The sequence below is a fragment of the Pseudomonas siliginis genome (assembly GCF_024072275.1).
In the GTDB taxonomy this organism is placed as follows: domain Bacteria; phylum Pseudomonadota; class Gammaproteobacteria; order Pseudomonadales; family Pseudomonadaceae; genus Aquipseudomonas; species Aquipseudomonas siliginis.
In genome coordinates, this window is the sequence record NZ_CP099598.1 from 4,734,184 (window position 1) to 4,760,768 (window position 26,585).

Below are 26,585 nucleotides of genomic sequence, written 5' to 3' on the forward strand. Positions count from 1 at the left end.
CGTAAGACATTCAGGCATCAGCGTCATTGCCGTTTGGCGCGCTGGCGCTGAACAACAGCACGACGTTGCCGCTGTAATGACCGGGGCGGTAGCCACCCGGCGGTTTGATGGGTTCGATTTTCAGCAGCACACGTTTACCGACAGCCGCCTCTTCTTCCGAAAGCACTTGTTGCGGAATGATGTGCGAACTCAGCACGACGTCATTGAACGTCACCCGCAGCTCAATCACTTCACCCGTTGTGCCGGTATCAAGGAATGGCTCGGTGGCCAGACGCGCCTCGATGGCGCTGCTGTCATGCCGCATGTCGAAAGATTTTTCCAGATTGCCCAGGCTGTCCGTGGCATGGTGCCAGGCCAGCACCTGCGGACGGTGAATCCAGTCCGGTTGTGCCGGAATGATGTAGAAGGGCCGGCTGGGAATGGTCAGCGACACTTCGAAGGTGTGCTCCTCCCGGGCGGCCCACGTCACTGCCGCGGTCAACGCGGCGGCGACCGCCAGCAGGGCGGCGGTGCATTGCTTGATCATGTTGGCTACCTGATGCGTGAATGGAAAACCGGCCTAGCGGCTGGCGACTTTCATGGTTTTCTTGTCGCTGCCTTCGATCAGAAAGAAGCGGTACTCACGGCCCTTTTCCTTGTTGAAGGCAAAGGATTTGCCCGCCAGCACATGGTGTTTGGTGGTCGCCCCGCAATCGCTTTCCTTGCTCAGCGAACAGCTCTTGAACTCATCGACGATCACCACGGTATTGCCGTTGTTGCGCAGTTCGTAGCGACCTTCGGTTTCGTTGATCGCCGTGGCGTAACGCGCTTCCCTGGGGCGGACAAAGAAGATCGTGCCAAACCCGGTCATGACGTTGACGCCGGCCGACAACGACTTTTTGTAATCCTCCCGCTCTTCACCGGTGACGACAAAATCGTCTTCCTTTTCCGGCACCACGGGCACGAAGCGCACGCGGAAATAGCGTTCTCGATCCCGTTCGCCCATGTACAGCAAGCGTGTGCCCTGCATGCCTTGCGCCGGGACGATCAGCCGCGCCGGGCTGGCCATCAGGCCGTTGCGCGAGGCGCCATCGGCGGCGTTCTCGACAGCAATTTCCTTGGGCGTGCCGGCGTCGTCGTAAACGATTTCGAGCACATTGATCTTGACGAATGCGGTGGCGTCGCCGCTGTTGAAAACCCGTTTGAGATAGGTGCTCTTGTCGGCTTCCAGATAGTCGTAAACGGTGCCGACATTGATCTGCGGCCCGGCCTGCGCCGTCAGGCAAAAAACGCTGAGCAGGCCCAGCAAAAGACCACGGTTCATCGTGTTGAACTCCATGAACGTTGAGTGAAAGCGGACCAGGACGCTCATACTTCCGAATCCCAGATAATGGTGACGTTGCCGCGCAAACGGTCGTTCTTGCCCGGCCTGAGCAGGAAGTCGATGTCTTTCGATGCCATATCAAAATGAAGATATCCAGGCTTGCGCTCGACATACACGCCAGGCTGAAACGGCGCTGACCAGCGATTGAAATCCAGGGAAATCCGGTTAACCGGACCGCCGCCGGGGCCGCTGATGCCCGAAGGCAAACTCATCGAGACATGAACCGGGGCCGTATCGCCCTTCGGGCTACCCAGGTTGCAGACGTTTCCGCCGTAGGAATTGCACAACATCATGACCTTGAAACGCGATGAGGCCGAAATGTAGAAGACCTGGTCGGCAAATATCCGCGTGGGTTTGCGGCCGCTGTTGATCCATGGCTCCCAGCCACCTACGGGCTCAAGCGTGACCCGAGTGCCGCCGGGGGGCAGGTCGACCTTGAGGGTGTGTTGCACGTCGAGGACGAAATCCAGGGTCAGCGTGGGGTCGTCGGGCTGCAGCAAGAGGCCGCCCAGAACAAAATCGCGGCCGCCTCCCAAGGTGTAAGTAACCGAGCCGGTATATTGCCCGGTAGACATGCCCAACGGATTGGGAGTCCTTAATTCATAAGCAAAATCCATCTTGTCGAAAGCTATTGACGGGAGACGGTAAGCGACATTTTTGGAGCAGCCAGCTTGCACCGGGGTCTTCCAGAAGAAGCGATAACTGTGCGTACCGTAGGACGCCACACCGCTGTAACGGCAGGGTTCCGGCACATAAACCCAACCGCTGGAGTCCCATAATTTGTCATGCGCTTCAGCCACGTCTGACACGCCGGTGATGCTGGTCGCGGAATCGCCCAGAATGTACGTGGAGCCGATACCGATGATGCGCACTTCGACGGTTTCGGTTTCCTGCGTTTGCATATTGGTAACTGTCAATTGTCGCCAGTCGGCCGGGGCTTTCACCAGCATCGGTTCACCGCGTGAGATGAAGCGTGTGGAGTCGAACCGTACAGGCATCTCGATGCTGAAAATGTTGTGGTCGGCGCATTGCGCCGGGTAGCTTGCGCAGTAGCCGGTGTTGGGGGTTTTGTTCACGAACAGATTCTTGCCTGGCTGCGTCGGGTCAGGCTGAAACGTCGCACGGATTTCCTGATTGAACCCATGGGCGGTGGACATGGCCAACGCCAGCGTCAGCGCGCAGCCTGCCTGGAAGATTTTCATATGCTCAGCCTGCCTTCATTTCGGTGGTAGTGACGTCGGCGAGGGTGTCTGGGGTGCAACGCAGATCGCCGATCATCAACACGTCGTTTTCGCTGCGGTGGTCGGCCTCGTTCAAGCGGAACTGACACAGCAACTGGTTGCCCTGGCGCACTTCCAGGGTGGGTGAACCGGCGTTCATTTCCATCGAGAAGAAACCGTCGACTTCGGTCACGCCACGGCTGGCGTGGTTGATCACGTGGTGGCCCTTGAGCGGCCGCCCGCTTGCATCGACCAGGCGACCGAGCACGGTGAGGGTTTTCATCACGCGAACCTTGCGATACTCGATGCCGCCCTTGTTCAGGTGATAGCGGGTTCGCGCCGGTTCGATGGTGGCGGCCGGTACGGTGTTGCCTTCGAAGTCGAAGCTCACCGAGCTGTTCTGATAAGCGGTGATCGGAATGAAATTGCGCCCCGGCTTCAGCGCGGCACCGCCGCCGCTGTAGTCGTCAGCCCGCAGGACGATGTCGTCGATATCCGACTCGACGTCGACGATCATTCCCGCACCGCGCACGTCGCTCTGGCTGGTCAGGAGCATCTTTTCACCGCCGACCACCAGTGTGCTGTCGAGGTTGAGCCCGCCGGTGAAGTTGCCGTTGTAGGAAGAGCGCTGGACGAAGGCGTCGCCGTTTACCGCGTCGGTGCGGAAATTGGTCAGGCTCGACATGCCCAGACCGTAAGTGTCGGTAAGCGCCGTGACCGAGACGCTTTGCAGCACGTGATCCTTGAAATCCTTGCGCCAGCCGAGCGAGGCATTGTTGTCGCGTTTGCCGTCGCGGGCCGTGCGTGAACCGATGCTGCCGGTGAGCTGCTGACCGGGAGCGCCCAACGCCAGGTTGATGCTCAGATCGACGCCGCGATTGCGCGCATCGCCACTGCTGAAACTGCCCGGGCGATCAAAGACCGACAGGCGCCAACTGGCATCACTGCCCAGCAATACGGCGCGCTGGGTCCAGCCCAGATCCACGCCCACGCCTTCGACATTGCCTTCGCTGTGCGAGACCCGGGCATTGACCGAACTCTTGCTGCTCAGCCGATGGTTGAGCGCCAGCGACGAATTGCTGGTCTGGCCGACAAACACGTTACGTGGACGAACGCGCGTGCCGTCCGGCAGCGTGTCGTAGGTGTTGGTGGTGTCGAGCCAGCTGCGGTTGTGGCTGATCACCAGACTGCCCGCGCCATAGTTGTAAAGGCTTTGCAGGTCCAGACCGGTGCCGTAATCCTCGGTCTTGTAGACATTGGCATACAGGCTGACGTGGTTGGCCAGGGTCCAGTCGATGGAAGTACCGTATTGCAGTTTTTCGCGGATCTGCCGCGCCGACGCGCCGACAATCACCCGTGGGTGCAGCAGGTAATTGACCGCCGCACCGGCGGTGGGACTGCCGCTCGATTGCGTGTCCCAGTTGCTCAGCAGTTTGCTTTCTTCACCGGCAAACACGTTGTAGCGCCAGCGTTCGTCAAGGTTGCGCCAGTTGCTGGGCTTGTACACCAACTCCTGGGTGGTGGAGGTGATCTGGCCGTCTTCGATCAGGCGCACTTCCACTTCATAAATACCGCCGGGCAGCGGCCGGGTGTCGAGGGTCTGCAAACCGGCCGGCACTGATTGGGTATTGATCAACAGACCGTCGCGCCAGATCTCCACCGAACCCTGCCGGTTGGCTGTCACGTAGATCGGGTAAACGCTGGGCATCGGGCTGTTGATCGCGAGGCTGTCGGAGCTGCCGTACATGAGGCCGACCGCCGTATCGGGGCTGGTGCCAAACGTGCGCGGCTGGCGCGTCAGCCCTTCGGAATTGGGGGTGAAATAGCCCAGGCGCAAGAAGCTGCCTTGCAGTTCGCGCTGGGTGTGCAGCTCGTGCACGGCGTGGTAGAGCTTGTCGTCGGGGCCACCAAGCCGGGCCAATTGCAGATTCAGCGTCTGGCTCCAGTTGCCCAGGCTTGAACTGGCTTCCAGGCCGAAGCGTCCGCCGAGGTCCTGATCCTGGCCACCGTTCAGGTTGAGCTGGTTGCGCACCATCAGGCCGCTGCTACCACCGCTCGGTTGCTCGTAATAACGCTTGGCTTGAAGGTCGCGTTCGGCGTTTTCGGTGACGATCGATACCAGCGAACTTTCCAGGTTGTAATGCACCGCGAGAAACTGGTCGGGGCAGGAACCGCTGCACGCACCTAATGGCACGCCGGGTTTGAGGTAGCTTGCCCATTTTTCCCGTTCAGCGGGGCCGAAGCGGTTTTCGCTGGTGTCGGTGAATTCGAGAAGGGTGATGCGATCATCGCGGGACAACACCACCATGGCCTCACCCAACGGCTGTTGGTCGACTTCGACCCGCACCGCCAGAGGCACATCAAAGAAATGCTCCTCGAAATCCGCTGGCAAGCCTTTGGCCTGCGCCAGCAAACTGCGTGGCGTCGTACCGGCGGTGTTGGATGCGACGGCTGCGCTGGCACAAAACAACAGCGCAAGCGCAGCCGCGATGGGTGTCATCGGGAACATGAACTCGTACTCTGATTGACTGACAATGAAAGTCCGTCGGGGCAAACATCACTGCCTGCCCCGTCGGTTGACGCCACTGCTGAAAAGCGAGCGTTTTGGACCTGATCAGTCGATCAGTTGCCGCCAACCGGTGGCACGGCGTCGAAGATCATCGCCACGGAACCGGTGTAGTCACCCGGCTGGAAGTTGCTGCCTTTGGCGGAGATTTTCAGCGGGGCGCGGTAGTTCACATCCGACTCGGATTCACCGACGACCATTTGCGGGGTCAGGGTCAGCTCCTTGTTGTTGAGCATGACCTGCAGGTCGATCGAGGTATTGCCGGCAACCAGTTTCGGCAGACTTTCCAGGCTGGCGTGAACCGAACCGTTGTTATTGCGCACGTCGAAGAAACCGTTGACGTCGGCCATCTTGCCGGTGGTCGGCTGATAGCTCATGTCCTGGTCCTTGTTGACCAGATCCGGATCAGTCGGCACCACATAGAAACCGTTGGTTGGCACATGAGCGATCAGGCTGATGGAGTGCGACGCTTCGCCCGCAGCGAAGGCAGTGGAGGACATTGCCAGAAGAGCCAGTGGAGCAGCGATTGCGATTTTCTTGAACATCGTTCAGTACCTGTTTGCTTTATATAGGGGGTGTCATTGAAAGTTCACAAACCATTTGCTCATCGACCGCCAGAGCAACTTGAACTTTCAATGGCGGGCATCATCGGCTGTTGCCTCTGGAATGTAAGCAGGCAACTTCCGACAAACTCGTAGTTAAACAACCTCACACCCCGCCAGAAAAAAGAACAAAAAACAGATACTTGCAACATTCGCTGTAAGTTGCGCCCTACACACAGTTACAGGCAAAAAACCATACAGCAACTTAGCCGCTTTAACGCGGCAACTTGCGAGGAATTAGAACATATACTCAAGTACAACTAGAGCGATAACTTTAACTTTACGGTCACCGCTTTGATTTATTGATCAAAAAACTTTTTCCGGCTCTTTTTCGCTTTGACCGCTCGTCCGTCAAGCTCAGGACAAGGCCAAAAACGTCTTGCGTAACGCTTAAGATATATCTTAAGTTGTATCTAAATACGACGAGAGAGAAGCGAAATGAGAGACCATCATTCCCCCCATCGCGAGCACGGCGATGGCCGCGACGGCTTCGAGAAACGCCCCGGTCGCGAACGCGGCGGTCGCGGCCCGCGAGTTTTTGCCCCCGGCGACTTGAAATTGCTGTTGCTGGCGCTGATCGCCGAGCAGCCCTGCCACGGCTACGACCTGATCCGCCAGATCGAAGGCATGTTCGATGGCGCTTACAGCCCGAGCCCCGGGGTGATCTACCCGACCCTGACCTTTCTGGAAGAGAGCGATTTGATTGCCGGTGATGCCGAGGCCGGCAAAAAGCGTTACAGCGTCACCGACGCCGGTCGTTTGTCTTTAAGTGAACAAGCGGTGGCGCTCGACGGCGTACGCATGCGCATTGACGTCAGCAAGCGCTCGCTGCGCGGCCATGATCGTCCGCCGGAAATCCACGAAGCGGTGCACAACCTGCGCCATGCCTTGCAGCTGCACCACGGGCGCTGGAGCGCCGAGGAAATCCTGCGCGTGCGCGACCTGCTCAACGACACCGCCAAAGCCATCGTCGACGGCCCTGCCGTTCAACCTGCCCCGGAGAAAGCCGAATGACTGCAGTCGATACTCAAACCATTCACCGCGTGATGCACGAAATCAAACGGCGCAAGCTTGAAGTGCTGCGCGTCACCGACCTGACCCCACGCATGCGCCGCATCACCCTCGGCGGGCCGGAACTGGCCGGGTTCATCAGCCTGGGCACGGACGATCACGTCAAACTGCTGTTCCCGCAGAACGCCGAACAAGCGGCGGCGCTGGAGACGATGCAACTGGGCGCCGGCAAGGACAACGGGCCGATGCCCGAGATGCGCGACTACACGCCGCGTCGTTACGACCTGGAAAAAATGGAGCTGGACATCGATTTCGTCCTGCACGGCGACGGCCCTGCCTCGACCTGGGCCGAGCAGGCACAACCGGGGCAGTTCCTGCACATCGGCGGGCCACGCGGGTCGATGATCGTACCGGACATCTTCGACAGCTATCTGCTGATCGGCGACGAAACCGCCCTCCCCGCCATCGCCCGCCGCCTCGAACACCTCGCGGCGAATCGCAAGGCGCTGGTCGTGATCGAAGTGGAAAACGGCGCTGAGCAGCAAGTGCTGGAAAGCGCAGCGCCGTTCAATGTGATCTGGGTCCTGCGCGAAGGCGGCAAGGACAACCTGCTGGCTACCGTCAAGCAATTGCAGGTGCCCAAGGGCAATCTGTACGCATGGGTGGCGACCGAAACCAAGGTCTCACGGCAGATCCGCCGGGTCCTGATCGATGAGCATGGGCTCGATGAACAGTTCATCAAGGCGGTCGGCTACTGGCGCGCCGAGGGCTCTGAGGAAGAGTGATCTCTTCCTGACCCATATCACCCTTGTGGGAGCGAGCCTGCTCGCGAAGGCATCGGCACAGTCGAAAGATTTGCTGGCTGACGCACCGCATTCGCGAGCAGGCTCGCTCCCACACTGGATCTCAACTTCGTGCGGACAATTTGCGGTCGAGGCCGATAATCAGCAACCCCACCAACACAAACCCCACCAATATCCCCCCGGCATTCGCCAGCACCTGTGGATAACCCAACACCGCCACATCAATGAACGGGTACGCATAGGCGCCGAGCAGATGCCCGCGCAGCAAGGCATAGATGAAGTACACCAACGGATAGATCAGCCACAGCGGCAGATGCCACAGGCGCAACGTGCCTTTGGGGACGCAGCGCCACCAATAGCCGAGAAACAGCAATGGCATGACGTCGTGGAGCAACTCATCGGCAACAAACTGCCAGCCTTCGGGGTGCCACAAATGCCGTAACAGAATGCTGTAGGCCAGACCGACGACGGCGATACTCACCGCGATTCCACTGCTGACCCACGGTTGCAGAAACCAGCGCCGTGCGGCGGATTCGCGCTCGGTGACCGCGCAGGTCAACACCGTCGCCACCAGTGTGTTGGTCAATATGGTGAAGTAGCTGAAGAAACTCACCAGCCCGCCCAGCAGGCTGGCGCCGATGCTCAATCGTGCGAAGAAAATCAGGTACAGCTGAATCGTCAATCCGGCCCAGCCCAACACGGCCAGGCCGGTGATCAGGCGTCGGCGCCTCGCGCTGTCCATCTCAGAGCGGTCGCTTGGTGCGCATCAGCTTAACGTACAGGCGCTCGACCTTTTCCCGCGCCCACGGGGTTTTACGAAGGAAGGTCAGGCTCGACTTGATGCTCGGATCGCTCTTGAAGCAACGGATGTCGATACGCTCGGCCAGCCCCGACCACTCGTAGTGAGTCACCAGTGCATTGAGGATCTGTTCAAGGGTCACGCCGTGCAGCGGATCGGGGGTTTGTTCGTTCATGCCGGGCCTTTGGGCGAAGTGATATGCAGAAGCCGCGCACCTTAGCCGAGGGGCAGAGCAGGTGGAAGGCCTTCCTGCAAATGTAGGCCAACCCGGGAAGATCGCAGGCTGTGGCCCGACTCACAATGCGCCCGTTTGCCGCACTGTTACCGAATCCGAAACGCTGCATGTCTGCAAAAGCGCTTTCTCAATTTGTTACAGATCATTATCCTGCCGCCCTTCCGCTGAAACGCTTCACTGCCTGCGACAATCTGAAGCGTTCGGCCTGCACCTGAAAACATCAAAAAAAGACTTCTTCATGCCTGACTTTTCCTTCTCCCGAGACAGCGCTATCTCTGCCCTGCGCACCCTTGGCGGCTGCACCGCCCTCGGCCTTGCCACTTGCGCCCACGCGGCGCCGGCCTTCGACAGTGAATCACCGTATATGCTCGGTGACTGGAACGGCACGCGCACAGAACTTGCGGAAAAAGGCTACGACTTCAAACTCGATTACACCGGCGAAATGGGCAGCAATCTGCACGGCGGCTATGACCACGACCGCACTGCCCGCTACAGCGACCAGTTCGGCCTCGGTACCCATCTAGATCTGCAAAAGATCCTCGGTTGGAACGACGCTGAATTTCAGCTGACCATCACCAAGCGCAGTGGCAACAACATCAGCAACGACCGCATCAACGACCCGCGCGTTGGCGGATTCACTTCCGCCCAGGAAGTCTGGGGTCGTGGCCAGACCACGCGCCTGACGCAGATGTGGTATCAGCAGAAATTCTTCGATCAGAAGCTCGATATCAAGGTCGGCCGTTTCGGCGAAGGCGAAGACTTCAACAGCTTCCCTTGCGACTTCCAGAACCTGGCCTTCTGCGGCTCGCAGGTCGGCAACTGGGTCGGCGGCATCTGGTACAACTGGCCGGTCAGCCAATGGGCGCTGCGGGTCAAATATCACCTGACGCCCGAGCTGTATGCGCAGGTCGGCGCCTACGAGCAGAACCCGTCGAACCTCGATCGCGGCAACGGCTTCAAACTCAGCGGCAGCGGCACGCAAGGCGCGATCCTGCCAGTCGAGCTGGTGTGGACGCCGAAGCTCAACGGCCTGCCGGGCGAATACCGCGCCGGTTATTACTACAGCAATGCCAAGGCCTCTGACGTCTATAAAGACCGCAACGACCAGCCGGCAGCGCTGAGCGGCGAAGCCTATCGCAGCGCGTCGAGCAAGCACGGCGTGTGGCTGGGCATTCAGCAGCAGGTCACCAGCATCGCTAGCGACCACTCCCGTGGTTTGAGCCTGTTCGCCAACGCGACGATGCATGACAAGAAAACCAATGCCATCGACAACTACGTGCAGGCCGGCCTGACCTACAAAGGCCCGTTCGATGCCCGCGCCAAGGACGACATCGGTTTTGCCCTCGCTCGTGTGCACGTCAACCCGGCCTATCGCAAGAACGCCGAAATGACTAACCGCGCCAACGCCGTCTACGACTACGACAATCCGGCGTTCCTGCCACCGCAGGACACCGAATACAGCGCCGAGCTGTATTACGGCGTGCACGTGACCAACTGGCTGACCGTGCGCCCGAACCTGCAATACATCCGCCATCCCGGTGGCGTGAACGACGTCGACGACGCCCTGATCGGCGGGATCAAGATCCAGTCGTCGTTCTAAAAAACGCCACAAGGCCCTGTGGGAGCTGGCTTGCCAGCGATAGCAATCTGTCTGGCGATTTCAGTGTTGGATGTGCAATCGCCATCGCTGGCAAGCCAGCTCCCACAGGGATCCATGAAATTCGTTAGCCGAACAAGTTTTTATCTGAACCATGCCTGCGCCAAATCGTCATCTAAAGTGACTACAGCGCGGGACTACATAAACGTCACGGAGAATCACACTATGAGCACCGAAAGTGCTTCGAGTCGGGGCCGTCTGCTACCGGGCCTGCTCGGCATCCTGCTTCTACTGATGGGCCTGGCCATGCTGGCCGGGGGAGTCAAGCTGAGCATGCTCGGCGGCTCGCTTTACTATCTGCTGGCCGGTATCGGCATCGCGCTGAGCGGCATTCTGCTGCTGATGCGCCGCCGCGCGGCACTGGGCCTGTACGCCATCGTGCTGTTTGCCAGCACGGTATGGGCATTGTGGGAAGTCGGTCTGGACTGGTGGCAACTGGTGCCGCGTCTGGCGCTGTGGTTTGTCCTCGGTTTCGTGATGCTGCTGCCGTGGTTCCGTCGTCCGCTGCTGCTCAACGGCCCGGCGAAAATCGGCACTGGCGGCCTGACCGTGGCGGTGATCCTGGCCGGCGTTACCGCTCTGGCCAGCCTCTTCACCCACCCGGGCGAAACCTTCGGTGAACTGGGCCGCGACACCGCCGACATGACCAGCACCGCACCGGCCATGCCGGATGGCGACTGGCAAGCCTACGGTCGCACCGAGTTCGGTGACCGCTACTCGCCGCTCAAGCAGATCACCCCGGAAAATGTCGGCAAGCTGCAAGAAGCCTGGCGCATCCAGACCGGCGACCTGCCAACTGCGGATGACCCGGTCGAGCTGACCAACGAAAACACCCCGCTCAAAGCCAACGGCATGGTCTACGCCTGCACCGCGCACAGCAAAGTGCTGGCACTGGACCCGGACACCGGCAAGGAAATCTGGCGCTTCGATCCACAGATCAAGAGCCCGGTCGGCTTCAAGGGCTTCGCCCACATGACCTGCCGTGGCGTGTCGTACTACGACGAAGCCGCCTATGCCAAGTCTGAAAATGCCGGTTCCGCTGTCATCTCTGAAGCCGGCCAGGCCGTTGCTCAGGCCTGCCCGCGTCGCCTGTACCTGCCAACCGCCGATGCCCGCCTGATCGCACTGAACGCCGACACCGGCAAGATCTGCGAAGGCTTCGGCACCAACGGCGTGGTCGACCTGACCCAAGGCATCGGCCCGTTCACCGCCGGCGGCTACTACTCCACCTCGCCAGCAGCGATTACCCGTGATCTGGTGATCATGGGCGGTCACGTCACCGACAACGAGTCGACCAACGAGCCATCGGGCGTGATCCGCGCCTTCGACGTGCGCGATGGGCACCTGGTATGGAACTGGGACAGCGACAAGCCGGACGCCACCGAGCCATTGGCCCCGGGCGAAACCTACAGCCGCAACTCGGCGAACATGTGGTCGCTGGCCAGCGTCGATGAAAAACTCGGCATGGTCTACCTGCCACTGGGCAACCAGACCCCTGACCAATGGGGCGGCAATCGCACCCCGGGCGCCGAGAAATTCAGCGCCGGCCTCGTCGCGTTGGACCTGGCTACCGGTAAAGTGCGCTGGAACTACCAGTTCACCCACCACGACCTGTGGGACATGGACGTGGGCAGCCAGCCAACCCTGCTCGACATGAAAACCGCCGACGGCGTGAAACCTGCGCTGATCGCCCCGACCAAACAGGGCAGCCTGTACGTCCTCGACCGTCGTGACGGCACGCCGATCATTCCGATCAAGGAAATCCCGGTTCCGCAGGGCGCCGTGAAAGGCGACCACACCGCACCGACCCAGGCCCGTTCGGACCTCAACCTGCTGGCCCCGGAACTGACCGAAAAAGCCATGTGGGGCGCGAGCCCGTTCGATCAGATGCTGTGCCGCATCCAGTTCAAGGAACTGCGTTACGAAGGCCAGTACACCCCGCCATCGGAACAGGGCAGCCTGATCTATCCGGGTAACGTCGGCGTGTTCAACTGGGGCGGCGTCTCGGTCGACCCGGTTCGCCAGCTGCTGTTCACCAGCCCGAACTACATGGCCTTCGTCTCGAAAATGGTGCCACGCGAGCAAGTCGAAGCCGGCAGCAAGCGCGAGAGCGAAACCTCGGGCGTGCAGCCAAACACTGGTGCGCCATACGCGGTGATCATGCACCCGTTCATGTCGCCACTCGGCGTACCGTGCCAGGCCCCGGCCTGGGGCTACGTCGCCGGTATCGACCTGACCACCGGCAAAGTCGTGTGGAAACGCAAGAACGGCACCAGCCGCGACAGCTCGCCAATCCCGATCGGCTTCACCCTCGGCGTACCGAGCATGGGCGGTTCGATGGTTACCGCCGGCGGCGTCGGCTTCCTCAGCGGCACCCTCGACCAGTACCTGCGCGCCTATGACGTGAATACCGGTAAAGAACTGTGGAAATCGCGCCTGCCAGCAGGCGGCCAAGCGACTCCGATGACCTACACCGGCAAGGACGGCAAGCAATACGTGCTGCTCGTTGTTGGCGGTCACGGCTCGCTGGGCACCAAGATGGGTGACTACATCATTGCGTACAAACTGCCGGAATAAGCGGTAGCGGCGGTAAAAAAAGAAGGCGCCACCCTGTGAGGGGTGGCGCCTTTTTGCATGGAGGCGTGCCCAACATGCTCCATTCGCACCAAGGTGTATGGCATCAATGAAGTCTGTCCACTTCGCCTTGGGCAATTCGGTGCTTTCAAGAAAAAATCAAAAGATCGCAACCTTCGAACGCTTGTCGTCAGCGTGACCCGACAGAATCAAAAGGCTTTTCCTCCATTTGCCATCCGTTGCAATCGATCGATGATCAGTTGCTCGGCATGCTTGCGGGTTTCCAGCAACAAACTCTTATCCGTTTCGCTGTAGATCACCTGGAAACGCAAACCCGGCGTGTCGGAAGAATATTCGCGAATGATGAAATCCCTGTATTTCGTATCGGTATGACTCATGGTTCGATTCCTTGACGTTGGTAAATTCTCGAACACCTCTCTGTCGTTCGAGATTGAACCGCAATCTTCGGCCGATTGAGTCAGTTGTCTACTGTCAGAAATTACAGGGACTCAAGGCCAGTTCGAAATAAGCCGAACGGAATCCATCAAAACTCCATTTAATAGTTAAAGCTAACCAACACTCGCGTTTTTCGCTAGTTATGCACAGACATTGTTAGATTCCACTAGGCATCCGTGCCGACCTGAAGGATCTCGCCACCGGCCCAACGGCCGCCAAGGTTAACAAGGTCAAAAACTTTGCAAACCTGAACACACAAGCAGAAACACACCCGCCCCATTGAAACCACCCCACCCCTGCCCCATCTAACACCCCATACCCCATTGCGCAGGTGCCCCATGACCGACCAGCAAGATCGCCCGGACAACCACGACGATTACGAAACCGACCACATCGAACACACCTCCTCCGGCACCGGCCTGGCGCTGCCCGGGCAAAACCTGCCGGACAAGGTCTACATCATTCCGATCCACAACCGTCCGTTCTTCCCGGCCCAGGTCCTGCCGGTCATTGTCAACGAAGAACCGTGGGCCGAAACCCTCGAACTGGTCAGCAAATCCGAACACCACTCCCTGGCCCTGTTCTTCATGGACACGCCCCAGGAAGACCCGCGCCACTTCGACACCGGCGCCCTCCCCGAATACGGCACGCTGGTCAAGGTGCACCACGCCAGCCGCGAAAACGGCAAACTGCAATTCGTCGCCCAAGGCCTGAGCCGCGTGCGCATCAAGACCTGGCTCAAGCACCATCGCCCGCCGTACCTGGTCGAAGTCGAATACCCGCACCAGCCCACCGAGCCGACCGACGAGGTCAAGGCCTATGGCATGGCGCTGATCAATGCGATCAAGGAGCTGCTGCCGCTCAACCCGCTGTACAGCGAAGAGCTGAAGAACTACCTCAACCGCTTCAGCCCCAACGACCCATCGCCGCTGACCGACTTCGCCGCCGCCCTGACATCCGCCACCGGCCCCGAGCTGCAAGAAGTGCTCGACTGCGTGCCGATGCTCAAGCGCATGGAGAAAGTCCTGCCGATGCTGCGCAAGGAAGTCGAAGTCGCGCGCCTGCAGAAAGAAATTTCCGCCGAAGTTAACCGCAAGATCGGCGAGCATCAGCGTGAGTTCTTCCTCAAGGAGCAACTCAAGGTCATCCAGCAGGAACTCGGCCTGACCAAGGACGACCGCAGCGCCGACCTCGAACAGTTCCAGCAGCGCCTCGAAGGCAAAACCCTGCCGGCGCAAGTGCAGAAGCGCCTCGAGGAAGAAACCCACAAACTGTCGATCCTCGAAACCGGCTCGCCGGAATACGCCGTCACGCGCAATTATCTGGACTGGGCAACATCGGTGCCGTGGGGCGTGTACGGCGAGGACAAACTCGACCTCAAGCACGCACGCAAAATCCTCGACAAGCACCATGCGGGTCTGGACGACATCAAGGATCGCATCCTCGAATTCCTCGCCGTCGGTGCGTACAAAGGCGAGATCAGCGGCTCGATCGTGTTGCTGGTCGGCCCACCGGGCGTGGGTAAAACCAGCGTCGGCAAATCCATCGCCGAATCCCTCGGGCGGCCGTTCTACCGCTTCAGCGTCGGCGGCATGCGCGACGAGGCCGAAATCAAGGGCCACCGCCGCACCTACATCGGCGCCCAACCGGGCAAACTGGTGCAGGCGTTGAAAGACGTCGAAGTGATGAACCCGGTGATCATGCTCGACGAGATCGACAAGATGGGCCAGAGCTACCAGGGCGACCCGGCCTCGGCGCTGCTGGAAACTCTCGATCCTGAGCAGAACGTCGAATTTCTCGACCACTACCTCGACCTGCGCATGGACTTGTCGAAAGTCCTGTTCGTCTGCACCGCCAATACCCTGGATTCAATTCCCGGCCCACTGCTGGACCGGATGGAAGTGATTCGCCTGTCCGGCTACATCACTGAAGAAAAAGTCGCCATCGCCAAGCGTCACTTGTGGCCGAAACTGCTGGAAAAGGCTGGAGTATCAAAAGGCAGCCTGAGCATCAGCGACACCGCGCTCAAAGCCCTGATCGACGGCTATGCCCGCGAAGCCGGCGTGCGGCAGCTGGAAAAGCAGATGGGCAAACTGGTGCGCAAAGCGGTGATGAAGCTGATCGACGATCCGAAAGCGGTGATCAAACTCGGGCCGAAAGACCTCGAAGCCTCGCTGGGCCATCCGGTGTTCCGCAATGAGCAAGTGCTGTCCGGCACCGGCGTGATTACCGGTCTGGCCTGGACCAGCATGGGCGGCGCGACCTTGCCGATCGAGGCCACGCGGATTCATACGCTCAACCGGGGCTTCAAGCTCACCGGGCAATTGGGCGATGTGATGAAGGAATCGGCGGAGATCGCCTACAGCTACGTCAGCTCGCACCTCAAGCAATTTGGTGGTGATGCGAAGTTCTTCGACGAAGCCTTCGTCCACCTGCATGTACCGGAAGGCGCAACGCCGAAGGACGGTCCGAGCGCCGGCGTGACCATGGCCAGCGCCCTGCTCTCGCTCGCACGCAATCAACCGCCAAAAAAAGGCGTGGCGATGACCGGCGAACTGACCCTGACCGGGCATGTACTGCCGATCGGCGGCGTTCGCGAAAAGGTCATCGCAGCGCGCCGGCAGAAGATTTTCGAATTGATTCTGCCGGAACCGAACCGGGGTAACTTTGAGGAATTGCCGGATTATCTGAAGGAAGGGATAACCGTGCACTTTGCCAAGCGGTTTGCGGATGTGGCGAAGGTGCTCTTCTGATAGTCATGTAGCGCCTGCTGTACCGCTATCGCTGGCAAGCCAGCTCCCACAATGTTCAATGTGCCCACAAATCTTGTGGTCAACCGAGAAACCTGTGGGAGCTGGCTTGCCAGCGATGGCTTCAGTGCTGCCAACACGGAACTCCCTGACCGTCACACTTTGTCCCATCTTCAGTTATGCTCGCCGTTCGTCGTAACCGCCGGAGCTGCTGACCTCATGTCCCCCACTCGCCTGTTTCTCCCCCTCGCCCTTTCCTTGCTGGCGGCCTGCGCCACGCAACCGAAACACAACGTGACCGTGGAAAAACAAAGCGAATGCCCCGTGCGGCTCAACGTCGGGCAAAACCTGATCATCAGCCTGCCAAGCAACCCGACCACCGGCTACCGCTGGGCGATTCAGGATTCAGCTGGCGGCGTGTTGCGCGCCCTCAGCCCCGAGGTTTACAGCAATCCGGAAGATGCCGGCGTGGTTGGCGCAGCGGGGGTTTCGACCTGGCGCTTCCAGGCCTTCGCAGCAGGCACCGGGCGTTTGCGCCTGACCTCGCAACAACCGTGGGCACCGGAAGTGCTGCCTGTTGAGACCTTCGACTGCGCCATTTCGGTGAACTGACTGCAGCTTCTTCGCGAGCAGGCTCGCTCCGACAGATCACCGCGCCCCCCCTGTGGGAGCGAGCCTGCTCGCGAAAGCCATATCCCAGACGGCGAGAATTACACCCGGTTCGGTGCTTTATCAGACAACCCAAGCATCCCCGCGCCACTTTGGCTAAAATGCCGGCCTTTTCCACCGACACCGCCGGACGCCGCCGTGAGCAAAGAACCCGATCGCCTATTCGCCCAGCCTTTGGCCGAGGTGCCTGACTTCGCCTTCAATGAAGACGTGGTGCGGGTGTTCCCGGACATGATCAAGCGCTCGGTGCCGGGTTACCCGACCATCGTCGAAAACCTCGGCGTGCTCGCGGCGCAGTTCGCTCAGCCAGACAGCGTGCTCTACGACCTCGGCTCGTCGCTCGGCGCAGTGACTCAAGCCCTGCGCCGCCATGTGCGCACCGACGGTTGCCGGGTCATCGCTGTGGATAACTCGGCGGCGATGGTCGAGCGTTGCCGCGAGTATCTCAATGGTCAGGATTCGATGTTTCAGGAACTGCTGCCGGTCGAGGTAATTGAGGGCGATATCCTCGCGCTGCAATTTGAGCCCGCCTCCGTAGTCGCGCTGAACTTCACCCTGCAATTCATCGCCCCGGATCAGCGCACTGAATTGCTCTCGCGCATCCGTCAGTCACTGTTGCCCGGCGGCGCGCTGATTCTCTCGGAGAAGCTGCGCTTCAACGATGCCGAAGAGCATGCGCTGCTCACCGATCTGCACGTGGCGTTCAAACGCGCCAACGGCTACAGCGAACTGGAAATCGCCCAGAAACGCAGCGCCATCGAAAACGTCATGAAGCCCGACAGCCTCGAAGAACACCGCGAACGCCTGCTGGCCGCCGGGTTCTCGAAAGTCGTGCCGTGGTTCCAGTGTCTAAACTTTGCCTCGTTGATTGCCTTGCCATGATTGATCTGTCCCCCCTCGCCCGGCGTCTGGCCGGTACTCCGCTGGCCGAATGGGCCAACACCCTGCAAGCGCAACTCGACAAGAAAATGGACAAAGGCCACGGCGATCTGGAGCGCTGGCAAAGTGCGCTGGACGCCTTGCCGAAGATCCAGCCAAGCGAAGTCGACCTGCTCAACGGCCTGAAACTCGACACCGATTGCGACGACGACACCCGCGCACAGATGCGCACCGCGCTAATGGGCCTGTCGCCGTGGCGCAAAGGGCCGTTCGACCTGTTCGGTGTGCATGTGGACACCGAATGGCGCTCGGACTGGAAGTGGTCGCGGGTCTCCCCGCACCTCGACCTGAAGGGCAAACGCATCCTTGATGTTGGTTGCGGCAACGGCTACTACATGTGGCGCATGCTCGGCGCCGGCGCCGACAGCGTGATCGGGGTCGACCCGAACTGGCTGTTCTTCTGCCAGTTCCAGGCGGTGCAGCGTTACTTGTCCGAGCCGAATGCCTGGCACCTGCCGTTCCCGTTCGAAGACCTGCCGCCGAATCTGGAAGGCTTCGACACAGTATTTTCCATGGGCGTGTTCTATCACCGTCGCTCGCCGATCGAGCATTTGCTGGCGCTGAAGGATTGCCTGGTCAAGGGCGGCGAACTGGTGCTGGAAACCCTCGTGGTCGAAGGCGACAAGCATCAGGTGCTGGTGCCGGAAGATCGCTACGCGCAGATGCGCAACGTGTGGTTTTTGCCGTCGGTGCCGGCGCTGGAATTGTGGCTGCGCAGAGCCGGATTCAGCGATATTCGTTGTGTGGATGTCAGTACCACGACGGTGGAAGAACAACGCGGGACCGAGTGGATGAAGTATCAGTCGCTGAGCGATTTTCTTGATCCCGAGGATCACAGCAAAACCATTGAAGGGCTGCCGGCGCCGATGCGGGCAGTTATCGTCGCCAGGAAGTAAGCGTATTTTCCCATGACCGCGGTGGGCCTACCCCTCACCCCAGCCCTCTCCCCAGGGAGAGGGAGCTGATTGTTGAGCTTTTCAAAACTTGAGTCCGACTCGGTATTTCAGGTCGGCGGACTTGGTCCATTCAACTCGGTCGGTCCCCTCTCCCTCTGGGAGAGGGTTAGGGTTAGGGTGAGGGGCTTTTAGTGCGTCTGGCGCGGAAAAACTCGGTCAGCACCGCACCACATTCTTCTGCCAACACCCCGCCCTCATACAACACCCGGTGATTCAAAAAGCCCTGGGTAAAAAACTGCCCCTGACTTTGCACAATCCCGGCCTTGGGTTCCAGCGCGCCGTACACCACCCGCGCCACCCGCGAATGCACGATCAGCCCGGCGCACATGCTGCAAGGCTCCAGCGTCACATACAGCGTACTGCCCGGCAGGCGATAGTTATCCACTGCCTGCGCGGCGGCGCGGATCGCGACCATTTCGGCGTGGGCACTCGGGTCGCTGGTGCTGATAGGGCAATTGAAGCCGCGACCGATGATCACGCCATCGTGCACCAGCACCGCGCCCACCGGCACCTCACCGAGGGCGGCGCCCTGTGCGGCGAGGGTCAGGGCTTCGCGCATGAAGTCGCGGTCGCGGCTGCGGTCGATGATCGCCGCCGGGCGGATCTGGCGCATTACTTCACCTCGATCGCGGCCATCAGGCCGGTTTCCATGTGGTCGATGACATGGCAGTGGAACATCCACACCCCCGGGTTATCCGCCACCAGCGCCACTTGCGCACGCTCGTTCTTGCCCAGCAGATAGGTGTCGGTGAAATACGGCACGACTTTGTGCCGGTTCGACGCGATCACCTTGAAGCTCATGCCGTGCAGGTGGATCGGGTGCTGGTACTGAGTCATGTTCTTCAATTCGAAAATATAGCTCTGGCCCAGTTTCAGGCTGGCAATCGGTCGGTCAGCACAGGTCTTGTCGGTGATGTCCCAGGCCTTGCCGTTGATCTGCCAGAGGCTCGGCGGCTTGCCGTTTTCAGTGTTCACCGAGACCGAGCCGACCCATTCGAAATTGAAGTTGAGTTTCTCGGCATTGGCCAGATCCGGCTCGGCCACCGGGTTGGCCGGCAGGGCCTTCGGCCAGTCCGTCGGCGCATCGGTGTTGGCGACTGAACGCAGCGTACCCAGACGCACCGGGCCGTTGCGCAGCGACAACTCTTCACCGGCCGCCGGCGCCTTGATCGCCAGGCAAATGCGCATGCCGGGGCCGAGCCAGTATTCCTTGCCCAACGGGCGCGGCTCGACCGGGTTGCCATCCAGCGCGTAGATCTTCGCTTCGACACCGGGGATGTTGATGCGATAGGTCAGGGTGTTGTCGAGATTAAGCAGACGCACCCGGGTGACCTGCCCGGCCGGCAGATCAATCACCGGCAGCGGCACACCATTGATCGTCGACAAGCGCCCGGCGGTACCGCCACGGGCCGCTTCGCGGGGGATGCTGAACTCGACGAACTGGCCTTGCTCGTCGACATGCCAGTTCTTCAGGCTCAGGGTTTTCTCGTACTTGAAACCGGTCGGCTCGCGTTCCTCGATGATCAGCGGCCCGACCAGCCCGCGTCCGAGTTCTTCGCTGCTGCTGACATGCGGGTGATACCAATAGCTGCCAGCGTCCGGCACGCGGAATTTATAGTCGAAGTATTCGCCCGGCAGCACCGGCAACTGCGATACGTAGGGCACGCCGTCCATCTCCAGCGGCAGGCGGATACCGTGCCAGTGAATGGTAGTCGCCACCGGCAGGTGATTGATGAAGCGCACACGCAGCCATTCACCCTGACGCACACGCAACTCGGTGCCCGGCGCCGACGGGCCGAACGCCCAGGCCTCGGTCTTGTGGCCCGGCACCAGTTCGACATCCAGCGGCGCGGCGATCAGTTCATAGTCGTGGCCGGCCTCGGCGTCGGCCATCTTGCCCAGCCAGTAACGCGACGCGCCTCCCGCGCCCACGCCAACGACAACAAGACCGGCCAGGCCACCGAGGATTTGGCGACGGGTAAAGGACATGAACTCAACTACCTCACGTATCAGCGACAGACCCCGAGGGATCCGCAAAAGGCGAATACGATACACCCGCAGTTGAGAAACAGTAAGGGCGACCTGCGGCCGCACGTCTTGTCGGCCTTATGCGCGCAGCCCGGTAATCAGGTGCAGCACGCCGCCCTCAAGGCACATGACGCCCGACACACCGGCCATACTCAACGCTTGACGGTCGACCCGTGCCGCGTCGTGCAGCGCCACGCGCACCCGAGTCAGCGCCACCGGTTGCTGCGACTTGAGGTTATCCACACCACCCAGCGCCGCTACGATCTCGGCGCTCAGGCCGGCAACCGGTTCAGCGATGGCTTTCACCTCATCCGGGACCAGATCCGGCGTCAGTGCTTTCCAGAATGCCTGCTGCAATTTGTCGAACATGTTCAATTCTCCATAACCGGCGAGGCATCGACTTTCGCCCCATGAAACTGCTGCAAGGCTGCGCGCACGTCGGCGGCGCTTTCCAGGTTCGAAACCTGTTCGGCGATGATTCGACAGTCGGCCAGATCCACTTCGCGGACCGCCGACTTGATCGCCGGAATCAACGGCACGCTCACCGACAGCTCATCCACACCCAGCCCCAGCAGCAGCGGCACGGCAAGGCGTTCAGACGCCATCGCACCGCAGACGCCGACCCATTTGCCGTGGGCATGCGCAGCCTTCACCGTCATGGCAATCAGGCGCAGCACCGAAGGGTGAAAGCTGTCCGCCTGACTGGCCAGACGCGGATGATCGCGGTCCATGGCCAGGGTGTATTGGGTGAGATCGTTGGTGCCGATGGAAAAGAAATCCACGTGCGGCGCCAGCACATCGGCCATCAGCGCAGCGGCAGGCACTTCGATCATGATTCCCAGCTTTGGCAGGTGCGCCAGGCCCAGCACCCGCGCTTCTTGCTCGAGAATCTGCCGCGCCAGACGCAGTTCGGCCAAATTCGTGACCATCGGCAACATGATGTGCAGACGCGTCAGTTCACAGCAGGCGAGGATCGCGCGAAATTGTTCGCGCAACAGTTGCGGTCGCTCAAGGCACAGACGAATGCCGCGCAAACCAAGGAAGGGATTGGTTTCGCTGTCCATCGGCACGTAGGCCAGCGGCTTGTCGCCACCGACATCGAGGGTGCGCACCACCAGATTGTGTGCCGGCCCGATGGTGCGGGCGATGGCGCTGTAAGTGGCCACCTGTTCGTCATGGCTCGGCGCCTGTTGACGGCCCAGGTAGAGAAATTCCGAACGCAGCAGCCCCACGCCATTCGCGCCCAGCTCCATGGCCTGGGCGGTTTCTTGCTGCGAGGCAACGTTGGCGGTGACTTCGATGTGCTGACCGTCACGGGTGCAGGCCGCCTCGCTGGCCTGCGCCAGCTCCTGCTGATGACGCTGCCGCTGGCGCTCATGCCGCGTGCGCAATTGGTCAATGGACTCGGCGTCCGGATGCAACTGCAATTCGCCTTTGTCGGCATCGAGCAGCACCCGCGTGCCGTTGCCGAGCCCGAGCATTTGCGCCGGCATGCCGCAGATCGCCGGTAAACCGCAGGCTCGCGCGAGGATCGCGACATGGCTGGTGGCGCCACCGCCGACGGTGGCAAACCCGAGCACTTTGCGCGTATCGAGCCCGGCGGTCTGGGACGGGGTCAACTGATCGGCGATCAGAATGGTGTCGTCCGGCAACTCCAGCGCTTGCTCGTGAACACCGAGGATCAGCTTCAGCACGCGCTGGCCGACATCATCCAGATCCGCCGCGCGCTCGGCCAGCAAGGCATTGCCCAGCGAGCGAAACATCGCCGCCGTTGCGTCGGTGCTGGTCTTCCAGGCAAACGCCGCGCTGTTGCCCGCGTCGATCAGCGCCCTGGCCTGATCCAGCAGGCTCGGGTCGGCGAGCAGTTCCTGATGCGCCTTGAAGATCTCCGCCTGCGCCTGGCCGCTGGCGGTGTCGCGCAGATGTTGCAGGGCCATGTCGGCTTCGATCAGTGCTTGGCTCAACGCCTCCAGTTCAACTGGCGGCTCGGCGCCGAACTCGTTGACCAGAAGCGACGCTTCGACGATCTGCATGACTTGTCCCAGCGCCGAACCGGGCGAGGCGCAGACACCGCGCAGGATGTTCGGCATTTCTGCTGCGTCGGCTTCGACCGGTGCGGGCGCTGTCACCGCTTCACCGCAGCCTTCGCCCAGCAAGCGTGTCAGCGCTGCGACCGCTGCTTCGGCATCTTCGCCTTCGGCGCTGACCTGCACACTGTCGCCATGGGCCGTTTGCAACGCCATGATCGCCACCAGGGATTTGCCGTTGGCTTGCGCGTGCAGCTTGTGCAGATGGATGGTCGCTGAAAATGCTTTGGCCGCTTGGGCGAATACTGCCGCCGGCCGCGCGTGCAGGCCATTGGGATTGGGCAGATGGATCGGCTGCGAGAACACCGCGTCGCCCGGCACCGGCGCAGGATGTTCGCCGGCGGCTGCGCCGACCACGACGTCCAGCACTGGCTGGCCCACCTCGACCAACCCGGTTGAGCCAACGAGTGAATCGAACGGCTCGCCGCTGACCACCAGCATCAAAGTCAACAAACTGCGCGCGTGCAGGGCAATGTAGTCAGCATCGAAGTCGATCAGCGCCTGCCCCGCTTCGACCCGCTGCCCCGCGTCAACGCGGCGGGTGAATCCTTCGCCGGCGAGATTCACCGTGTCCAGGCCGATATGCATCAACACCTGAACACCCGCATCACTGGTGATGGTGAGCGCATGCCCGCTGGCCTGCACGTCGCTGACCACACCTGCAAGCGGTGCGCAGAGCGTTGACGAAGTCGGGTCGATGCACAAACCGTCGCCGATGATCCGCCCGGCAAACACCGGGTCGGGCACCTGGTCCAGCGCCATCAGCACGCCGGATAAAGGAGCCAGCAGCTGCAATTGTTGGGGTGTGGCCATGACATCACCTGAGCGTGTATTGATTGAATGAGCGGTCGCAGCCGCTTTGCTTATTTCCACCAGTATTCAACCTGCAGCCCGACATTGGCCCCGTGCCGTGCGTTGCCGAAGACGCCGGTGTCGGACAGCGCCGAACCTTTGGCCAACAGGTTGGCGGCACGCTTGGCTGCCTGGTTCCAGCTGGCATAGGTGTAATACAGACGCACCTCGGGCCGCGCCCAGAATTCCGGGCCTTTCGGTGACCAGGTCGGTGCAAAGGTGAACTTGCTCAGCTTGCGCGTGCCGTCCGCCGCCTCGACCTGATCGTGACCCAGTTCGGTCACCAGTTTGAACTGCTCGCTCAGTGCATAGGCCGGACGCACACCGAGTGACAGCCAGTTCTGATCGGCGCCGCCCTGACGAATATCTTTCTGATACACCGCCTGGAATTGTCCGCCAAAACGTGGCGTCAGTTGCCAGTCGAAGAACTCGACGATCCGATAACTCTTGTTGCGGTCATCAAGCCTGACGTTACCGGTATAGCCCAATCCGGTGCCCGGCCCTTCGCCGTATTGCAGCGCCAGTTTGTTCTTGCCGCCGAGAAAGTCCTGCTGCACGTGCTGAGTGGTAATCGCCCAGCCACGGTGGGCGTCGCGGCTGTCGGGCTTGTCGATGTAGCTGAGGCCGAACTCCAGTTCTCCGCCGCGGTTGCTGTTGAAACCGCCGACATTGAAGTCGTGGCGGTTGATGTAATCCTTCTGATAAAGGTTGTCCTTGCGTGAAAAGGCGTAGCTGTATTTCAAGCCACCGAGCAACACGTCTTCAATGCCTGCACCGGTGGCGCTCTGGTTCCAGTAATAGAAATCGGAAATATGGATGTCGTTACGTTTGTAGTAGCGCCGACCGGCCCACAGCGAGCCGCCGTTGAGCGCGGGCATCGCCGACCATTGCGCGTAAGCCTGCGGCAAACGAATCGAGCCGTTGTCTTCCTTGAACGTCAGGCTACGGTCGTAACGGTTGTACAGCGATGCCATGCCGTCGACGCTCAGCACCGAGCCGTCTTCGAGGGTGTACAGATCCTGGCGCAGCTCGAGCTCACCGTACTGCTCGCACTCGTTACCGAGGCGATATTTGGTCTGCGCGCCGGGCAACTGGAAACACGACTGGCTGCTGCTGTTTACCGAGGTTCCGACACCGCTGCGCAGATAGCCGCCGAACTCCAGCGCCTGTGAGGACGTGGGCATTGCCAGACAAATCCCCGCGACTGCCAGGCTGTAATTTATGGTTGCTCTCATATATGCCACCCGTTGTTTTTATTGTGTGGTTGCAGGAATTCAGCGCGCACAAATCCCCCGCGCAGCGTTCTGCGTGTTTTTTCAAAGGTTGTTATTCAGTTAAAAAATCAGGGGTCGGTCAGGTGCAGCACGAAGGATTCGTAACGTCGCAACTGCAGCAAACTCGTGCGTTGCGGGCAGTCCGGGTAGTTGCTGATCAGCAGGCGCTGCTCCTGGGCTTCGCCGATCAGCGCCGGTAGCTCGACCTCACAGGCAGTGCCATAGAAGTTGTTCACCACTAACAAGCGTTCTCCCGTCCCCTCGCGCAGGTACGCCCAGACCTGTGGATGCTCCGGCAGTAGTTGGCGATAGACGCCATCGGAGATCAACGCTTCAGTGCGGCGCAAAGCGATCAGGCGCCGATAGTGATGCAGCACCGATTCCGGGTCGTGCAGTTGATGCGCGACGTTGATCTGTGCGGCATTGGCCGGCACACCGATCCATGGTTCGCTGCGAGTGAAGCCGGCGTTGTGCCCGGCGTGCCAGTGCATCGGCGTGCGCCCGTTATCGCGGGACTTCTGCATGATCGCCGCCATGTTGTCGAGGTCGCTTGCCCCGGCTTCACGCTTGAGGCGAAAGATATTCAGGGTCTCGACGTCACGGTATTGCTCGATGCTCTCGAACCCCGGATTGGTCATGCCCAGTTCTTCGCCCTGATAGACGAAAGGCGTGCCCTGCAGAAAGTGCAGCGCGGTACCAAGCATCTTCGCCGACAACTCGCGGTATTCGCCGTCATTGCCGAACCGCGAGACCACGCGTGGCTGATCGTGGTTACACCAGAACAGCGCATTCCAGCCGCCACCCGCCTGCATGCCGGTCTGCCAGTCGGAGAGAATCTGCTTGAGCTGGAGGAAATCGAAATCGGCGCGCACCCACTTCTGCAGATTCGGGTAATCGACCTTCAGGTGATGAAAGTTGAAGGTCATCGACAGTTCTTTCGACTGCGGATTGGAGTAACGAATGCAGTGTTCCAGACGTGTCGAAGACATCTCGCCGACGTTGATCAGCTCATGCCCTTCGAAGACTTCGCGGTGCATCTGCTGCAAGTAGGTGTGCACGTTCGGCCCGTCGGTGTAGAAGCGCCGACCATCGCTGTCGTCTTCGGGAAAGTCCGCCGGTTTCGAGATCAGGTTGATCACGTCCAGACGAAAACCACCCACACCCTTGTCGCGCCAGAAGCGCATCATCTTGAACACTTCGTCGCGGACCTTGGGGTTGTCCCAATTGAGATCCGCCTGGGTGTGGTCGAACAGGTGCAGGTAATACTGGCCGGTCTGCGCTTCGTACTCCCAGGCCGAACCGCCGAACTTGGATTCCCAGTTGTTCGGCTGGTCGCGCCAGATATAGAAGTCGCGGTAAGGGTTGTCGAGGCTGCTGCGCGCCTGCTGGAACCACACATGCTCGATCGAGGTGTGGTTGACCACGATGTCGAGCATCAACTTGATTCCGCGTTTGCCCGCTTCGGCGATCAGCAGTTCACAGTCGGCCATGCTGCCGTAGCTCGGATCGACCGCGTAGTAGTCGCTGATGTCGTAGCCGTTATCGCGCTGCGGCGAGCGCAGGAACGGCGTGATCCACAGGTAATCGACCCCCAGCCATTGCAGGTAATCGAGCTTGGCGACGATGCCGAGCAGATCGCCGGTGGCGTTGCCGGCATGGCTGTGAAAGCTCTTCGGGTAGATCTGGTAGATCACCGAACGTTGCCAGTCTTGCATGGCGGATTTCCCTCTTGAATTTTACGATC

At 60.5% G+C, this 26,585-nt stretch carries 22 protein-coding genes; 8 read left to right on the plus strand and 14 right to left on the minus strand.

What is annotated here, in order from left to right:
* Positions 1-10: 10 nt before the first annotated feature.
* The 5 genes from NF676_RS21680 to NF676_RS21700 all read right to left on the minus strand — a co-directional run bounded on the left by NF676_RS21680 (position 11) and on the right by NF676_RS21700 (position 5,694).
* Positions 11-526: a CS1 type fimbrial major subunit gene (locus NF676_RS21680; protein ID WP_056790095.1), complete on the minus strand. Its 516-nt coding sequence runs from the start codon at positions 524-526 to the stop codon at positions 11-13.
* 33 nt (positions 527-559) lie between these two features.
* A complete protein-coding gene (locus NF676_RS21685; RefSeq protein WP_252886750.1) occupies positions 560-1,303 on the minus strand; it encodes a molecular chaperone in 744 nt (247 codons plus the stop codon).
* Between the two features lie 44 nt (positions 1,304-1,347).
* The gene (locus NF676_RS21690) at positions 1,348-2,565 is read right to left on the minus strand and encodes a hypothetical protein (protein WP_252886751.1); all 1,218 of its coding nucleotides are present in this window, start codon (positions 2,563-2,565) and stop codon (positions 1,348-1,350) included.
* Positions 2,566-2,569: 4 nt separating this feature from the next.
* On the minus strand, positions 2,570-5,092 hold the full coding sequence (locus tag NF676_RS21695) for a TcfC E-set like domain-containing protein (RefSeq protein WP_056790099.1): 2,523 nt from the start codon (positions 5,090-5,092) through the stop codon (positions 2,570-2,572).
* A 113-nt stretch (positions 5,093-5,205) separates the two neighbouring features.
* Positions 5,206-5,694 (minus strand): CS1 type fimbrial major subunit, encoded by a 489-nt coding sequence (locus tag NF676_RS21700; protein WP_041479903.1) that lies wholly within the window; start codon positions 5,692-5,694, stop codon positions 5,206-5,208.
* A 495-nt stretch (positions 5,695-6,189) separates the two neighbouring features.
* Between NF676_RS21700 and NF676_RS21705 the strand changes: the two genes are divergently transcribed.
* Both NF676_RS21705 and NF676_RS21710 read left to right on the plus strand, forming a co-directional pair.
* Positions 6,190-6,765: a PadR family transcriptional regulator gene (locus NF676_RS21705; RefSeq protein ID WP_252878837.1), complete on the plus strand. Its 576-nt coding sequence runs from the start codon at positions 6,190-6,192 to the stop codon at positions 6,763-6,765.
* The gene (locus NF676_RS21710; RefSeq protein WP_056790103.1) at positions 6,762-7,547 is read left to right on the plus strand and encodes a siderophore-interacting protein; all 786 of its coding nucleotides are present in this window, start codon (positions 6,762-6,764) and stop codon (positions 7,545-7,547) included. Before NF676_RS21705 ends, NF676_RS21710 begins: the two co-directional genes overlap by 4 nt.
* A gap of 121 nt (positions 7,548-7,668) precedes the next feature.
* Here NF676_RS21710 and NF676_RS21715 read toward each other — a convergent pair whose 3' ends face one another.
* Positions 7,669-8,307 carry a Pr6Pr family membrane protein gene (locus NF676_RS21715; RefSeq protein WP_252886752.1) on the minus strand — a complete coding sequence of 213 codons (639 nt, stop codon included), beginning with the start codon at positions 8,305-8,307 and terminating at the stop codon, positions 7,669-7,671.
* Position 8,308: 1 nt separating this feature from the next.
* Positions 8,309-8,539 carry a VF530 family protein gene (locus NF676_RS21720; RefSeq protein ID WP_016987543.1) on the minus strand — a complete coding sequence of 77 codons (231 nt, stop codon included), beginning with the start codon at positions 8,537-8,539 and terminating at the stop codon, positions 8,309-8,311.
* 298 nt (positions 8,540-8,837) lie between these two features.
* Here NF676_RS21720 and NF676_RS21725 point away from each other — a divergent pair, with 298 nt between their 5' ends.
* Together NF676_RS21725 and NF676_RS21730 are read left to right on the plus strand one after the other, a co-directional pair.
* Entirely contained in the window at positions 8,838-10,199 is a 1,362-nt protein-coding gene (locus NF676_RS21725; RefSeq protein ID WP_217851414.1) for a carbohydrate porin, read from the plus strand.
* A gap of 222 nt (positions 10,200-10,421) precedes the next feature.
* Complete coding sequence (locus tag NF676_RS21730; RefSeq protein ID WP_095181723.1) at positions 10,422-12,833, plus strand: glucose/quinate/shikimate family membrane-bound PQQ-dependent dehydrogenase; 2,412 nt, start codon at positions 10,422-10,424, stop codon at positions 12,831-12,833.
* 206 nt (positions 12,834-13,039) lie between these two features.
* Here the strand turns inward: NF676_RS21730 and NF676_RS21735 are convergent, their stop codons facing one another.
* Positions 13,040-13,228: a hypothetical protein gene (locus NF676_RS21735; protein WP_041479908.1), complete on the minus strand. Its 189-nt coding sequence runs from the start codon at positions 13,226-13,228 to the stop codon at positions 13,040-13,042.
* 396 nt (positions 13,229-13,624) lie between these two features.
* On the opposite strand from NF676_RS21735, the gene lon reads away from it, so the two are divergent.
* From lon to cmoB, 4 genes are all read left to right on the plus strand, one after another.
* Positions 13,625-16,039 carry an endopeptidase La gene (lon, locus tag NF676_RS21740; protein WP_024014191.1) on the plus strand — a complete coding sequence of 805 codons (2,415 nt, stop codon included), beginning with the start codon at positions 13,625-13,627 and terminating at the stop codon, positions 16,037-16,039.
* 216 nt (positions 16,040-16,255) lie between these two features.
* Complete coding sequence (locus tag NF676_RS21745) at positions 16,256-16,648, plus strand: protease inhibitor I42 family protein (protein ID WP_024014192.1); 393 nt, start codon at positions 16,256-16,258, stop codon at positions 16,646-16,648.
* 195 nt (positions 16,649-16,843) lie between these two features.
* Positions 16,844-17,587: a carboxy-S-adenosyl-L-methionine synthase CmoA gene (gene cmoA / locus NF676_RS21750; protein WP_252886753.1), complete on the plus strand. Its 744-nt coding sequence runs from the start codon at positions 16,844-16,846 to the stop codon at positions 17,585-17,587.
* A complete protein-coding gene (cmoB, locus tag NF676_RS21755; protein WP_095181720.1) occupies positions 17,584-18,540 on the plus strand; it encodes a tRNA 5-methoxyuridine(34)/uridine 5-oxyacetic acid(34) synthase CmoB in 957 nt (318 codons plus the stop codon). Before cmoA ends, cmoB begins: the two co-directional genes overlap by 4 nt.
* Positions 18,541-18,712: 172 nt before the next feature.
* Here cmoB and tadA read toward each other — a convergent pair whose 3' ends face one another.
* The 6 genes from tadA to treC all read right to left on the minus strand — a co-directional run bounded on the left by tadA (position 18,713) and on the right by treC (position 26,556).
* Positions 18,713-19,213: a tRNA adenosine(34) deaminase TadA gene (gene tadA / locus NF676_RS21760; RefSeq protein WP_071173476.1), complete on the minus strand. Its 501-nt coding sequence runs from the start codon at positions 19,211-19,213 to the stop codon at positions 18,713-18,715.
* Positions 19,213-20,589, minus strand: a complete 1,377-nt coding sequence (locus NF676_RS21765) for a multicopper oxidase family protein (RefSeq protein WP_041479914.1) — start codon at positions 20,587-20,589, stop codon at positions 19,213-19,215. Before NF676_RS21765 ends, tadA begins: the two co-directional genes overlap by 1 nt.
* Before the next feature lie 117 nt (positions 20,590-20,706).
* On the minus strand, positions 20,707-20,997 hold the full coding sequence (locus NF676_RS21770) for a PTS sugar transporter subunit IIB (RefSeq protein ID WP_252886754.1): 291 nt from the start codon (positions 20,995-20,997) through the stop codon (positions 20,707-20,709).
* A gap of 2 nt (positions 20,998-20,999) precedes the next feature.
* Positions 21,000-23,528 (minus strand): phosphoenolpyruvate--protein phosphotransferase, encoded by a 2,529-nt coding sequence (gene ptsP, locus NF676_RS21775; RefSeq protein ID WP_252886755.1) that lies wholly within the window; start codon positions 23,526-23,528, stop codon positions 21,000-21,002.
* A 50-nt stretch (positions 23,529-23,578) separates the two neighbouring features.
* Positions 23,579-24,802, minus strand: a complete 1,224-nt coding sequence (locus tag NF676_RS21780) for a maltoporin (protein ID WP_252868229.1) — start codon at positions 24,800-24,802, stop codon at positions 23,579-23,581.
* A gap of 107 nt (positions 24,803-24,909) precedes the next feature.
* Positions 24,910-26,556 (minus strand): alpha,alpha-phosphotrehalase, encoded by a 1,647-nt coding sequence (gene treC / locus NF676_RS21785; protein WP_252886756.1) that lies wholly within the window; start codon positions 26,554-26,556, stop codon positions 24,910-24,912.
* Positions 26,557-26,585: the final 29 nt, after the last annotated feature.